The sequence below is a fragment of the Pseudomonas sp. EZ-C24 genome, from assembly GCF_014525325.1.
GTDB lineage: Bacteria > Pseudomonadota > Gammaproteobacteria > Pseudomonadales > Pseudomonadaceae > Aquipseudomonas > Aquipseudomonas shirazensis.
On record NZ_JACDIU010000006.1, the window covers coordinates 43,230 to 56,760 of the forward strand.

The following is a 13,531-nucleotide window of genomic DNA, read 5'->3' on the forward strand; positions in this document are numbered from 1 at the left end:
GTCTGCCGGGTTCCAAGTTCCCGGTTCGCCAACCTGCGTACAGCTGCCACCCACTCGTTTGGCGACGGTGCGTGTCAGCTCCATCAAACTTGGAGTCTCATGCATGCAAACGCGCATCCCGAGCAAGATCCCCGCATCCGTTCCCCTCCGCGACAATATTCAAATGCTGCGCCCTCAGCAGTTGTGCTGCATTCCCACGCTGGGCCTACCCGACTCAAGGTCGAAGCAGGTATTCGCATGACCAACCAAGAACGCCTGTCGACAATCCAGAGCTACGCCTGGACCCTCGAACTTCTCGGTGAGGCCCTCGTCCAGCACGACGATGTGCTTGAGTGCGAACACAACCCACAACTGAGCTTTCGCAACACAGCGGGCATCCATCAAGCGATGCGCATCATCAGTCGCCTGGCGGCTGAGCAGTGTGGGAAATTGCTTGAGGACAAAGACCCGGTACTGGCCGAGGAACGCTAAACTCGATGGAGCGAGGTGAGAAGGGCTGCTTGCGTGAGACCAAGCTGTCCTGCTCTGAGTGGGCTTTTCGGAGCGCCGCACTGCCGCGAAGCAGTCAGCGCGATGGATGGCATCGGCTGCGCCGATGTTCGCGGGCAAGCCCGCTCCCACAGGATTTTCGAGCAAGGCAGTTGCTCTTGGATAAATGCCGTCATGCGGAACACGACGGGTTCGATGGCGCTTAGTCCGGCCCGATTCACAGGGTGCGCTGCACTTCCACTCAATGCAGCACCTGACTCAAGAACAATCGACTGCGCTCATTCTGTGGATTCTCGAAGAACTCCCTGGGCGTAGCCTCCTCAACAATCTCCCCTTGATCCATGAACACCACCCGATGCGCCACCGTCCGGGCAAAGCCCATCTCATGCGTCACGCACACCATGGTCATGCCGTCTTCGGCCAGGTCGACCATGGTCTGCAGCACTTCCTTGACCATCTCCGGGTCCAGCGCCGAGGTGGGTTCGTCAAACAGCATGATCTTTGGCTTCATGCACAACGCCCGGGCAATCGCAACGCGCTGTTGCTGGCCGCCTGAAAGCTGGCCGGGGTATTTATGCGCCTGTTCGGGAATGCGCACCCGTTCCAGGTAATGCATCGCCACCGCCTCCGCCTCCTTGCGCGGCATCTTGCGCGCCCACATCGGGGCGAGGGTGCAGTTCTGCAGGATGGTCAGGTGCGGGAACAGGTTGAAGTGCTGGAACACCATGCCGACTTCGCGGCGGATGGTTTCGATCTGTTTGGCATCATTGGTCAGCTCGGTGCCGTCGACGACGATGCGGCCTTGCTGGTGTTCTTCGAGGCGGTTCAGGCAGCGAATGGTCGTCGATTTTCCCGAGCCAGATGGGCCGCACAGCACGATGCGTTCACCCTGGCGTACGCTGAGGTTGATGTTCTTCAGTACCTGGAAATCGCCATACCATTTGTTGACTTTCTCCATCTGGATCATGGTCTGTGCGCCCAGTGGATCCAGGGCTTTGCCGGTCGCTTGACTCATTTGAAACTCCTTGCCGGAGCACAGGCGCGCCGTCCCGGTGGAGGCGGGCACGCCGGGTGTGGAAGAGGATGTTGAAGTCAGTGCAGGACGCTTTCCAGAAACTGCCGGGTGCGAGGCTCCTTCGGTGCGCTGAAGATTTCCGCCGGCGGGCCCATTTCGATGATCTTGCCGCCGTCGAAGAACACCACGCGGTCGGCCACCTCACGTGCGAAGCCCATTTCGTGAGTGACGACGATCATGGTCATGCCCTCGGCCGCGAGGCCTTTCATCACGTTCAGCACGTCACCTACGGTCTCCGGGTCGAGCGCGGAGGTGGGCTCGTCGAACAGCATCAGCTTGGGTTTCATCGCAAGAGCCCGCACGATCGCCACCCGCTGTTGCTGGCCGCCGGACAGCTCCGCCGGGTAGTGCTCGGCCTTGTGCCGCAGGCCAACGCGGTCGAGCAGGGCGAGGGCGTGAGCCTGGGCTTCTTGCTTGCTCGAGCGCTTGAGCTTGACCGGGGCGAGCATCATGTTCGCCAGCACGCTCATGTGCGGGAACAGGGTGTAGTCCTGAAACACCATGCCCACCTCTTCGCGCAGCCTGGCCAAAGCCTTGCGGTCACCGGCATTGGCCGAGTCGCCATTGGCGATTACCACGGTACCGAGGGTCGGCTCTTCCAGGCTGTTCAGGCAGCGGATGAAGGTCGACTTGCCCGAGCCGCTGGGGCCGATGATGACCACCACTTCACCTTGGCGAACGTCCATGTCCACGCCCTTGACCACCTCGTGCGCGCCGAAGCTTTTGTGCAGGTCGCGAACCGTCAGGATCGTGCTCATACGCCCGCCTGTGCCCGGGTCAGGGTTTGCAGGTTGAGGTTGGCCGCGCTGAGGCGCTCGCGGCGCTGCTGGTTGGCAGTGCGCTCGGCATTCAGTCGCTCGTCGGCGCGGGCCAGGCTGGGCTTCAGCGAGCCGAGCGAGGGGCCGCCTGCTGAGCTGCGACCTTGCACGTTGCTGACCGGGTCGAGGCAATCACGGACTTTCTGCTCGGGCAGGTTGAGGGCGTGGCCGAGTTGTTCGAGAGCGCAGGCATCGACCATCTGCGTGGTGATCTGGTTGGCCGGCAGGCCCTGGTCCATGGCCATGCGAACCACGCCGCCGACCACATGGTGGGCTTCGCGGAACGACAGGTCGACTTCGCGCACTATCAGGTCGGCAAGGCCGGTGGCGGTGGAGAAGTCTTCACCGGCGCGGCGTACCGCCAGGTCGATGTTGGGCGTTGCGGTGCGCAGCACCAGGTCGAGCAGTTTCAGGCAGCGTAGGGTTTCTTCGGCGGCTTCCCAGAAGCCACGGGTGCCTTCGCGGTTGCCGTCACCGGTGTGGGAGAAGTTGGTGCCCTTGATGCTCACGCTGGCGCCCATCAGCAGGCCGACGATGTGCCCACTGCGGCCCTTGAGGTACTCGAGCACGGTGGGGTTTTTCTTTTGCGGCATGATGCTGGAGGTGGCGGCGACGCTGTCGGGGAAGTCGATGAGGTTGAACTCATGGGTGCTCCAGACAAAGTAGTCCTGCGCGACGCGGCTCCAGAACACCGCCAGGTGGCTCAGGTGCGACAGGCTTTCGAGCAGGAAGTCGCGTGAGCCGATGGCGTCCAGCGCGTTGTCCAGGTAGCCGTCGAAGCCGAGCAGCTCGGCGGTGCGTGCGCGGTCGATGTCGAACGGCGTGCCGGCGAAAGCGGCTGCGCCGAGTGGACACTGGTTCATCGACTCCAGAGTCTGGATCAGGCGTTTGCTGTCGCGCTCCAGCGCCTGTTCCACCGCGCTCAGGTAGTAGCCGTAGGTGATCGGTTGCGCCGGCTGCAGGTGGGTGTAGCCGGGCATCACCACTTCGGCGTACATCGCAGCGCAGCGCAGGGCCGTGGCGCGCACGGTCACCAGTTCATCGATCAGGTCCATCAACAACTCGCGGCAGCGCAGGCGGTCGAGTGTGGCGAGGATGTCGTTGCGGCTGCGACCGGTGTGCAGGCGCCCGCCGATGTCGGCGCCGATCTGTTCGATCAGGTGCGCTTCGTAGTTGAAGTAGGCGTCTTCGCGGGACGGGTCCAGCTCGACCGCATCCGGCCCGGCCTGCTCCATGTCCAGCACACCCTTGGCCAGCGCACTGGCATGTTCGCCGCGAATCAGCCCCTGTTCGGCAAGCATCAGGATGTGCGCCTTGTTGACGTTGCCCAGGTTGGCGAAACCGCTTGCGAAGCCTTCCAGGCGCGGGCGATAGATGTACTCGTTGACTTCCGGCGCGGTGCTTTCTTTCAGACGCCGACTGACTTTGGATTCTTGCATGTTGGAACCTCTCCAATAGAAGTGCGTACCGCCGGGCGACCCAGACGACGTTCGAGATAACGGCTAAGCCAGGTCAGTGCCGAGCAGATGACGAAGTACACCAGCAACACCACGGCGTAGACCGAGAAGGCCGGGCTGACGCCGGTCATGACGGTTTCCCGTTCGATGATGATCTGGCCGACCTTGAGGAATTCGCCTACGCCGACCAGGGCGCCCAGCGACGTCGCTTGCACGAGGATCGTCAGCAGCCCGGTATAGGCCGGCAGAATGGCTTTCATCGACTGCGGCACGATCACGTGCAGGTAGATCTGCCATGGGCGCAGGCCCAGGGCCCAGGCGCTTTTCCACTGGTGTCGGGACACCGACTCCAACCCGCCCCGCACGATCTCGATACCGTTGGCGCTGCCCCACAAGGTCAGGCCGACGGTGACCGCGGCGAACGGGCTTAGATCGACGCCGAACATCGGCGCGCCGAAGAAGATGAAGAACACGTTGACGATCAGCGGAATGGAGCGGAACAGCTCCACATAGGCATGAATCGTCCACCACAGCACACGGTTCCTGACCGTGGCCAGCACGCCGAGCACGGCCGAGATCAGCGTGGTGAACAACAGCACCACCAGCGCCAGCTGCAGGGTCATCAACAACCCTTTTAAAACGAAGCTCCAGTTTTCGAAGATGAAGTTCATGCTCGCCTCACTGCCGGAAAGGGCGTTGTAAGTGGGCGGAAAGGCGCGCAGTCAAAAGCGCGAGCACGCCGACCAGCACCAGGTACATGACGCAGATGGCCGTGAACATCTCGATGGCGCGAAAGTCCGTGGCGATGCGGTCCACCGCGACGAAGGTCAATTCCGCCAGGCCGATGGCCTGCAGGTACGAAGAGTTCTTCAGCAGCGAGATCGCGGTGTTGAGCATCGCCGGCAGGCTGGTGCGAAACGCGATCGGCAGGGCGATCAGGGCAAAGTACTGCGCCGGCTTGAGGCTGAGTGCCAGGCTCGCCTCGCGCATGCCGCGCTCCACGGTGGCCAGGCCGCCGCGGATGTTCTCGATCTGATAAGCCCCAGCCCACAGTGACAGGCACACCACCCCCGACCAGAACAGCGACAACCCTAAGCCAATGGCCGGCAGACCGTAGAAGATGAAGAACAACTGCACCAGGATCGGCGTATTGCGGATCAACTCCACGTACAGCACCACCGCCTGCGACAGCACCGGCACTTTCATCACCCGCACCGCGCCGCCCAGCACACCGATCAGCATTGAAAAGAAGATGGCCAGCGCGGTGATCTTCAGCGTCATCAACACGCCGTCGAGCAGCGCAGGCCACTGCGCTATCAAGTAATGGATGTCGAAATCCATGATCGCGGCCGATCAGAGCGATTCGGCAGGTTTGGCCTGCTCGAACACACTGATGTAATAGCCCTGGATATTCTTCGGTACGAACTGCTCTACCCAGCCGCGGTACAGGTGCTCTTCACGCATGCGCAGCACCGCCGCGCTGAGGAAGTCGCGCCACTGCTCTTCGTTCTTGCGCACACCGATGGCCGCGTCGGAGATCTGGAACGGTTCGCCGATCAGGCGCGCGTCCTTGTCGTTGTCGGCCACCACCACCAGCGTTGCGGCGTCGTGGGTGTAGGCATCGGCGCGGCCTTGGCGGAAGGCTTGCAGGGCATCGGCGGCGCTGTTCATGCGCAGGGTTTTCACGTCGGGCATGTGGTCTTCGAACCACTTGGCCTGCACCGAGCCCTTGAGCGTGGCGAGGGTCTTGCCCTTGAGGTCGGCGATCTTCTGTGCCGGGCTGTCCTTCTTCACCACCACGTCACTCGCCCCCCAGCGGTAGGGCGTGGTGAAGTCGATCACGCGCTGACGCTCCGGGGTCACGCCGAGGGTGGCGATGAGGAAGTCGACCTTGCGCCCCAGCAGTTGCGGCACTCGGTTTTCGGCAGTCACGCAGGTAAAGCTGACCTTGTCCGTGGAGCCCAGGGCCCACAGTGACACCTGCTTTGCCATCTCTACTTCGACGCCGGCAAAGTCGCCCTTGTTGTCTTGATAGCCATAAGGCGGCTGGTCGCAACGCACGCCAGCTCGCAGCTGGCCTGCCTCTTTGATAGCTGCAGGAACGGCCGGCAAGTCGACGGCCTGTGCGGTGGACACCGCTGCCAACGACACGCACGAAAGGGCCAGTGCAGCGCTTAGTTTTTTATACGAGAACGACATGATGCCTCCTGATTACCGGGCTGCATCGCCCCACTGGCGTGCGGCGAAACGATGAGTACAAGGGCAGAGCTGAAATGAAGCTTGAGCACCGGTTTTGTTTTTGTTGTTGCGGGTATGCGCTCGGTTGGCATCGCGCTGCATCGGGGCAGACGTCGATGTGGATCTAGTTATAAAATCTTCGGGTCATGCAATCAAATGACAATCCATCAACCAGTCATGCAGAAATGATATGGCCATTAACTTCAAGCAGATCGAAACCTTCCGCGCGGTGATGGTCAGCGGCTCCATGACGGCGGCGGCGCAGGCGTTGCACACCTCGCAGCCGAACGTCAGCCGCCTGATCGCGCAGCTCGAACGGGCCAACGGCTTCAAATTGTTTGAGCGGGTGGGCGCGCGATTGGTGCCAACCGATGAAGGCGCGCAGTTCTTCGCCGACGTCGAGCGTGCCTTCATCGGCCTGCACAGCCTGGAAAACTCCGCCCAGCACCTCAAGCGCGGCGGCACCGGGCGCTTGCGTATCGGCGCGGTGCCTTCACTGACCCACGGCCTGCTGCCGGCGATCATCCAGCGCTTTCGCCAGCAGAACCCACACGTGCATATATCGATCCACACCAACGACTCGCCCAACGTCGCGCACTGGGCGGCGACCCGTTTCTGCGATGTATGCCTGGTGTCCTACGTGGCTGAAGACATGGCCGGTGTGCAGTCGGAAATCATCTGTGATGTGCCTGGCGTGTGCATTTTCCCCAAAGGGCATCGGCTTGGTGCCTTGGAGGTAGTGACACTGGCAGATTTGAAGGGCGAGGAGTTCATCTCGCTGTCGCACACCGACGGCTCGCGCACGCGGCTCGACCGACTGTTTGCCGAAGAAGATCCTCGCGTGCTGAACATGGATGCGACCCATGCTGCCACTGTCTGCTCACTGGTCGGGCTTGGGCTGGGCGTCAGCGTGGTCAGCCCGCTGGTGGCCAACGAGTACCTGCATACCGATATCGACATCCGGCCTTTCGAGCCTGAGTTGCGGTTTTATACGTATTTGCTGCTGTCGTCCGACCGGCCTGAGAACGTGCTGACGCAGAGGTTTCGGGTGTTGGCGGGGGAGATGTTGAGGGAGGCGGCGCGGGGGAGTTTGGAGAGGGAGCGGTAGGCAACGTGGCTTCCTGGCCCGCTAGATAAAGCAAGTATTCAGAGTTGCCTTGAGCTATTGTTAGTTGCGCAAAAAATTGCCTGATGCACTTTTTCAAGGATTGAAATGAAAGTTCTATTGCTTGTGCTATCGACCTTGCTCCTGCTTTCCGGCTGCTCCACGCCGCTCACCGCTACCAAGGCCAGCCCCTCGATCGCCGAAACCAAATCGGTGCAGTTCGGTGGGAAGACGTTTGTCCTCAAGTTCCAGAAGCAGGGGCTGTGGGAGTATTTCCCTGAAGACGAAAGCATGGATGCCTGGACCGAGATGGTCGACTTTACTGTCGTGCCTCGCGAGATGAACCGCTTCAAGCCCCTCGACCTGGCCAGACGTGCCATCCAGCTGCATCAGCAGGAAAACCCGAACATGCCGGCAGTCCTGCTGACAAAAAATAGAACCGGGATCGACTACGCGATGATGTACTACCCCGATTCAGTCCGTAAGGACGGGCAGTTTTCGGAGATTAGTTACTTCAAGTACTACACCGATGGCACCACTGGCCAGACCATAATTTTTCACTTCGCCCGGACCATCCCAAAACCGAACGATCCCACCGAGAGCGCAACAGCGATGGGGCAGGAGATCCCGCCGCTGATGGAAGCATTCCCGCTGTACCGGCCGTGACACCCTCAGTGTTAGGCCAGGCGGTGAAAGGGCGCTAATTAAAATTTCATCCCTTTCAAGCAACATTAATTAAAATCTCTGTTTTAGGTTAGCCATGAAAAATCTACTGATTGCTTTCATCCTGTTGGGTTCGGCGGTGTCTGTTAAGGTTTTAGCGAACACGCTAGAGGTCGAGCATCATCGGATTGAGCAACGCTGGTATTCGTTCAGCGAGGTAGTAGAGAAAAGAAAGAAATATGACCGAGTGGATATTTCTCGAGGGTATATCGAATACTACTTCGAGGGTGAAAACCATGCCTCCAACGCTCCGGAGGAACGCCTGTCGCCGCGTGAAAAATTCTACGCCAATCATGCAACCGTTGGCACTTATGCCGTTGCTGATTACGCGACCGCGCTGGACAAGGCGTGTGTAGATGTGGTCTCTGAGTCGCTGGGATCGTTCAGAGGCAGCTATGAAAACGCTAAGAGACCTGACAGGCAACAATATAAGAGAACGGTCGTTGGTATCAGGTCATTAAGCTACAAAGGTCCTGAGTTTAATTTCAAGAGTCCTGCCTCTTGGTCGTCCATAGAGTTGCCCAAGGACAAGAGAAGCCTTCTGTGTGAGATTTATGAAGTCAAGGATGAGGCCAATGACGTGAAATACATCGTCTACGCTGCATCGGTGACAACCGCTATGTTCGACGAAATTCATTCGGCACCACTGCCCGCTAACAAACCGAATAATTAGTTTCTTTGCGACAATGCTGCGGCACCTAACGCTGTGGCATCAAGCAGATCAGCTTTGAGCCTTGGCACGCTCAGTAATTGTCTGCCAATCGACCCATTTTGCTGTCGGCCAACGCCACGGGTTTGCCTGGCTCCGATCCATGTGGAAGCTGTCTGACAGCCGCCGTACAGTTAGATCACGACCAGCGGATACGGGCAATTTCTGCGTCGCTCATCTGGCGCCAATCATCCTTGCTGATCCCGTAATCCTGCTCGGCGGATTCCAGAGCCTGCTCCAGCGTAATCATCAAATGATCGCCTTCAATCTGCTGGCGGGCGTAGTCCACGAAGCGAATCTCCATGTATACCGGCGGCTCGTGCTCCCCCGCGACCTCAAGACCAAACAACACGATCGTCGAGACGCTGGGGCGGTATGCGCAAGGTACTTTCACATCGGCAACCAAGTGCAACGGTTGTGGCTTCATCTGGATACCTGGGGCGCTGGGCATGTGTGTAGCCGCTATCTGACGTCTGTGCTGGGGTACAGCTCGGGTGGTGGCTGGTAGTCAGGGTTTTCGAATTGACTGTTGGTGTAGAAGGTCTCGGCGGTTGGCCCGGCATTCTTGTAGGTCACATTTTCGTTACGGACCAGATGCCAGCCCGTACCTTCTTTGTCACGCTCGATCAGAGTTGGGGACAGCGTGCACTTCCCACTGGAACCTGAGGTGAGGGAGAACTGATAGTAGCGCCCGGCTTCAGGTGTGAATTGGGTTGTGACAAAGCAGGTCCTGGTACGCGAGCCCTCCCATGTCATATACACAGTCGTTTCCAGGCCCGGCCGAATCGTTGATTCGTAGTAGTCCCGGGTCAGGTCTTGACCCGCTTTGGGCATGCCAATGTCTTGGGTATGGGTAAAGGGGAGAGGCCCGGTACGCACCACACCGCCGGTCCTCACACCGTTGTCGGTCTGGTAGATTGCCGCATGCTGGGTGAAATTGACGACACGAATCCAGGCCGGATTCGGCTCATTCGCGGGTGCGACAAAGTAATCGGTGTGGGGGAAATACTTGCAACCTGCGAACATTGGCAACAGCACTAAACAGAATCTCAAGCGTGTCGTCATTGATCCATTTCTCTGCAGAATTTTCGCTATGACCGCGTCTGCAGGGGTTTATTCGTCACCCGCACTGATTTCCTCGGGGTGGATGGCTACTGGTCTGCGTGCCTGATCACGAGCTTCTGGAACGAGCCAGGCAACTTCCCCTGACCCCAAATGCGCCCCGCTATCGCGGGGCTCAACACAGAGGGAGGCTCGTAGTCAGAACGACTCGACTGGCTTCTGGGCTTGTTGAACAAGCTTGTTTCCATCCAGTTTCGGGAAGGAAAAATTAATGATGATACTGGACTCGTCATCCACGCCAGAGATGACTAAATCAGCACCCCTGACATTGGCAGGTGCTGACTTCATCAGGCTCTGAAGGTTGGTGGCCGCTTTGTCGAGGGTGAGCCCTTCAACGAAAGAGTAGGTCAAATCGTTGGCGGCCAACGCAACACTCTCGTAGTTCGTGAGTTTGGCTGTGTAGTCATCCTTGTTTTTTGTTTTGCGCGCGGTATCAACCAGATCCAGCACGGATTTCCCGTCAGTGAGCGCCACCAAGGTAAATGTCTTTGCAAGCGCTCCAATGACGCGAGCGTACAGGTCACGATCATAGGGTGCAAACAGCGAAACCGACGCCAGTTTGTCACTGCTGAAAACCAGGGCTACCGTGAACTTCTGATCCAGAAAGTCCACATCGTCCACACAGCGTGCAGGAGCTCCAATATCAGCTGTACAGTCGTAGTAGCCTGCTACCCCGGTGTATTTCGCGATCGGCGCGTCGTAAGCATATGTTTTGAACAGGTTGTCTGCGGCTACCGCATTCTGCATGCCGGTCAACATCGCCGTGGCGGCCAGCGCTGCAGAAATAGCTTTCTTTGACATGGATTCCCTTCCTGAATGAGCATCGAGATGAATAGCCAGATGCTATCAGTCAGGTATGCACTGCTCAACACCGGCACTCCATTTGGTGACGCCGCAGGCCATATCTCGGTCTCTTGAAAGACGGTCGGGTCTGCCGGGCGCCGTTTCTTCGATTCGCCAACCCAGTGCAGCGACAACACCGATACCAGCTTGCATGCTGTGATCAATCCTGTCGCTACCGCAGTCAGTTCACCACGTGACCGTTTAAAGAGCCGCTTCCGGACTACGCCCGAGTACCCGGTTGTACTCCAACTTCGCAGTCTTCTCGGTGAACTCCCCGGACCACTTCGATACCACTACTGTCGCCACACTGTTGCCAATGGTATTGCACGTCGCAATCGCCATCGACATGAAGCGGTACACGCCAAACAGCAGCGCCAAACCTTCTACCGGCAGGTTGCCAATGGCGGTCACGGTCGCGGCGAACACCACGAAGCTGCCGCCCGACACCGCTGCCGCACCCTTGGAGGTGACCAGCATGACGGCGAGGATACCCAGCTGTTGTTCCCAGCTCAGGGGCACGCCATAGGCGTTGGCAATAAACAGTACGCACAACGACATATAGATGGAGGTGCCGTCGAGGTTGAACGCATAGCCAGTCGGCAACACCAGGCCAACGCTCTGCTTGGAGCAACCGAACTTCTCCAGTTTCTGCAGCAGGCGCGGCAGCGCGCTTTCCGACGAGGCGGTGCCCAGTACGATGAAGATTTCATCCTTGATGTACTTGAGGAAGCGCCACAGGCTGAAGCCCGATACACGACACACCACGCCCAGTACGACGAAGATGAAGAACGCGATGCAGACGTAGAACATCAGCACCAGGTTGGCCAGCGACATTAGCACCGCAGTGCCATTGCTGCCCACGGCATAAGCGACCGAGCCGAATGCACCCAGCGGGGCGAACTTCATGATCAGGTTGATGAACTCGAAGAAACACTCCGAGACGCGGTTCAAGCCGTCTTCGATGACTTCACGACGCTCAGGCTTGAGCGCCAGCAAGGCGAAGCCGAACAGCACCGAGATCACCAGCACTTGCAAGAGCTGGCCTCCGGAGAAGGCGCCGACGAAGTTGTCCGGGAAGATCGCGTAGATGAAGTCCAGGGTCGAGGCCGGCGCGTGGCCTTTGGCAACTGCTGCAGCCGAGGCCGCAGTGGCTGCGCTGCTTGAGTGGGCGTCGTGCATGCCCGAGCCGATTTGCAACAGGTTGCCCCACAGCAGGCCGATGGCCAGGGCAATTGTGGACACCACTTCGAAGTAGATCAACGCACGTACACCAACCTTGCCTACGCGCTTGATGTCGCCGGCGGAGGCAATGCCATGCACCACGGTGAAGAACACCAGCGGCGCGACAGCGGTCTTGATCAGTTTGAGGAAGATATCCCCGAGGATCTTGAACTTGGCGGCCAGCTCCGGCGCGATGAAACCAAATGCAATGCCCAGCAGCATGGCGGCAACGACCTGAAAGGTCAGGTCCTTGTAGAACGGTTTTTTAGCGGTAGCATTCATGACTGCGATCTCGTTGTTTTTATTCGTAATCGATAGGCAGCGGGATGCGGCGCACCCCGGGAACATTCAGCGTTTGACCTTGCCCTCGCGGGCCAGGGCGATGTCGACCATCTGCGGCGCCAGGCCGATGTAGCTGGTCGGGTCGGTCAGGCGCTTGAGTTCTTCGATGTTCAGCTGTGCCGTGGCTTCGCCTTGCGCCAGCAGCGCGTCAAGCAGGCTGGTGCCTTGGTCGTTGGCCATGCGGCAGGCGGCATAGACCACGTCGTGGGCTACCTGGCGACCCAGCGCCGGGGCCAGGCCCATCATCACGGCTTCGGCAACGATCAGGCCTTGGGTCATGTCGAGGTTCTTGAGCATGCGCTCGGTGCGTACTTCCAGGCCGGCCAGCATGAATTTCGCTTGGCCCAGCGACGCAGCGCTCAGGGCGAAGGCTTCAGGAATGGCGATCCATTCGGCCTGCCATGGGCCGGTGGAGCGTTCGAAGTCCTGGATCATCGCGTCGAGCATCAGCCCGGCTTGCTGGCGCACACCTTTGGCGGCGGCGTACATCAGCTCGCAGGAAATCGGGTTGCGTTTCTGAGGCATGGTGCTGCTGGCGCCACGGCCTTTGACGAAGGGTTCGTACACCTCGCCCAGCTCGCTGGTCATCATCATCATCACGTCGAGGGCGACCTTGCCCAGCGAGCCGGTGACCAGGCCAAGGAAGTTCAGGGTCTCGGCCAAGCCGTCGCGGGCGACGTGCCACGTGGCTTGCGGTACGCCCAGGCCGAGTTCGGCCATCATCGCTTGTTGTACTTCCAGGCCCTTGTCACCCAACGAGGCCAGGGTCCCGGCAGCGCCAGCAAACTGGCCAACTTCGACCCGTGGGCGCAACTCGACCAGGCGCTCGGCGTGACGGTCGAACATGCTCAACCAGACCGCGCATTTGTAGCCGAAGGTGATCGGCAGCGCGTGCTGCAGGTGGGTACGGCCTGCCATCGGCGTGTCACGGTATTTTTTCGCCAGATCTGCGAGCAGGCCACGCACGGCCTGGATATCACGCTCGACGATCGCCAGTGCCGCACGCACCTGTAGCACTACGGCGGTGTCCATGATGTCCTGGGTGGTAGCGCCCCAGTGCACGTAGCGGCCGGCTTCGCCGCACGTCTTCGACAGTTGTTCCACCAGCGGCAGGATCGGGTAGCCGACGATTTCTGTCTCGTGCTGCATCAGCGCCAGGTCGAGGGAGTCGTAGGTCGACAGCTTGGCGATCTGCTCGGCAGCTTCGGCCGGGATCACGCCGCAGCGCGCTTCGGCACGGGCCAGAGCGACTTCCACTTCGATGTAGCGCTCGATCAGGGCTTTGTCGGAGAACACGTTGCGCATTTCGGCGGTGCCGAACATGTCGCGGAACAGGGCGGAGTCGAAGACGGTGCTGGACATGGAGTAATCCCGATATGTTTGTTATTG

General features: G+C 59.6%; 15 protein-coding genes. 4 read left to right on the forward strand and 11 right to left on the reverse strand.

Features of this window, described 5'->3' with window-relative positions:
- Positions 1 to 237: 237 nt before the first annotated feature.
- Positions 238 to 471 carry a hypothetical protein gene (locus IDM28_RS02535; protein WP_150572787.1) on the forward strand — a complete coding sequence of 78 codons (234 nt, stop codon included), beginning with the start codon at positions 238 to 240 and terminating at the stop codon, positions 469 to 471.
- Positions 472 to 730: 259 nt separating this feature from the next.
- Here IDM28_RS02535 and IDM28_RS02540 read toward each other — a convergent pair whose 3' ends face one another.
- The 6 genes from IDM28_RS02540 to IDM28_RS02565 all read right to left on the reverse strand — a co-directional run bounded on the left by IDM28_RS02540 (position 731) and on the right by IDM28_RS02565 (position 6,038).
- Positions 731 to 1,504, reverse strand: a complete 774-nt coding sequence (locus IDM28_RS02540) for an amino acid ABC transporter ATP-binding protein (RefSeq protein ID WP_188035294.1) — start codon at positions 1,502 to 1,504, stop codon at positions 731 to 733.
- A gap of 77 nt (positions 1,505 to 1,581) precedes the next feature.
- The gene (locus IDM28_RS02545) at positions 1,582 to 2,322 is read right to left on the reverse strand and encodes an amino acid ABC transporter ATP-binding protein (protein WP_150572790.1); all 741 of its coding nucleotides are present in this window, start codon (positions 2,320 to 2,322) and stop codon (positions 1,582 to 1,584) included.
- Positions 2,319 to 3,821: an argininosuccinate lyase gene (gene argH, locus IDM28_RS02550; protein WP_188035295.1), complete on the reverse strand. Its 1,503-nt coding sequence runs from the start codon at positions 3,819 to 3,821 to the stop codon at positions 2,319 to 2,321. The genes IDM28_RS02545 and argH overlap by 4 nt, the downstream gene beginning before the upstream one ends.
- Positions 3,791 to 4,510, reverse strand: coding sequence for an amino acid ABC transporter permease (locus tag IDM28_RS02555; protein ID WP_188035296.1), 720 nt, complete (start codon positions 4,508 to 4,510; stop codon positions 3,791 to 3,793). Before IDM28_RS02555 ends, argH begins: the two co-directional genes overlap by 31 nt.
- Before the next feature lie 7 nt (positions 4,511 to 4,517).
- Positions 4,518 to 5,180, reverse strand: coding sequence for an amino acid ABC transporter permease (locus tag IDM28_RS02560; RefSeq protein ID WP_101316298.1), 663 nt, complete (start codon positions 5,178 to 5,180; stop codon positions 4,518 to 4,520).
- A 12-nt stretch (positions 5,181 to 5,192) separates the two neighbouring features.
- The gene (locus tag IDM28_RS02565) at positions 5,193 to 6,038 is read right to left on the reverse strand and encodes a transporter substrate-binding domain-containing protein (protein ID WP_188035297.1); all 846 of its coding nucleotides are present in this window, start codon (positions 6,036 to 6,038) and stop codon (positions 5,193 to 5,195) included.
- A 229-nt stretch (positions 6,039 to 6,267) separates the two neighbouring features.
- On the opposite strand from IDM28_RS02565, the gene IDM28_RS02570 reads away from it, so the two are divergent.
- From IDM28_RS02570 to IDM28_RS02580, 3 genes are all read left to right on the forward strand, one after another.
- A complete protein-coding gene (locus tag IDM28_RS02570; protein ID WP_223175846.1) occupies positions 6,268 to 7,185 on the forward strand; it encodes a LysR substrate-binding domain-containing protein in 918 nt (305 codons plus the stop codon).
- A gap of 105 nt (positions 7,186 to 7,290) precedes the next feature.
- The gene (locus IDM28_RS02575) at positions 7,291 to 7,848 is read left to right on the forward strand and encodes a hypothetical protein (protein WP_188035298.1); all 558 of its coding nucleotides are present in this window, start codon (positions 7,291 to 7,293) and stop codon (positions 7,846 to 7,848) included.
- Between the two features lie 94 nt (positions 7,849 to 7,942).
- A complete protein-coding gene (locus IDM28_RS02580; protein ID WP_150572792.1) occupies positions 7,943 to 8,578 on the forward strand; it encodes a hypothetical protein in 636 nt (211 codons plus the stop codon).
- A 175-nt stretch (positions 8,579 to 8,753) separates the two neighbouring features.
- On the opposite strand, the gene IDM28_RS02585 is transcribed toward IDM28_RS02580, so the two are convergent.
- The 5 genes from IDM28_RS02585 to IDM28_RS02605 all read right to left on the reverse strand — a co-directional run bounded on the left by IDM28_RS02585 (position 8,754) and on the right by IDM28_RS02605 (position 13,504).
- On the reverse strand, positions 8,754 to 9,041 hold the full coding sequence (locus IDM28_RS02585; protein ID WP_150572793.1) for a hypothetical protein: 288 nt from the start codon (positions 9,039 to 9,041) through the stop codon (positions 8,754 to 8,756).
- A gap of 35 nt (positions 9,042 to 9,076) precedes the next feature.
- Positions 9,077 to 9,679: a hypothetical protein gene (locus tag IDM28_RS02590; RefSeq protein ID WP_188035300.1), complete on the reverse strand. Its 603-nt coding sequence runs from the start codon at positions 9,677 to 9,679 to the stop codon at positions 9,077 to 9,079.
- Between the two features lie 195 nt (positions 9,680 to 9,874).
- A complete protein-coding gene (locus IDM28_RS02595) occupies positions 9,875 to 10,537 on the reverse strand; it encodes a hypothetical protein (protein WP_101316310.1) in 663 nt (220 codons plus the stop codon).
- 243 nt (positions 10,538 to 10,780) lie between these two features.
- The gene (dctA, locus tag IDM28_RS02600; protein WP_188035301.1) at positions 10,781 to 12,082 is read right to left on the reverse strand and encodes a C4-dicarboxylate transporter DctA; all 1,302 of its coding nucleotides are present in this window, start codon (positions 12,080 to 12,082) and stop codon (positions 10,781 to 10,783) included.
- Positions 12,083 to 12,148: 66 nt separating this feature from the next.
- The gene (locus IDM28_RS02605; RefSeq protein ID WP_188035302.1) at positions 12,149 to 13,504 is read right to left on the reverse strand and encodes an adenylosuccinate lyase family protein; all 1,356 of its coding nucleotides are present in this window, start codon (positions 13,502 to 13,504) and stop codon (positions 12,149 to 12,151) included.
- Between the last annotated feature and the right edge of the window lie 27 nt (positions 13,505 to 13,531).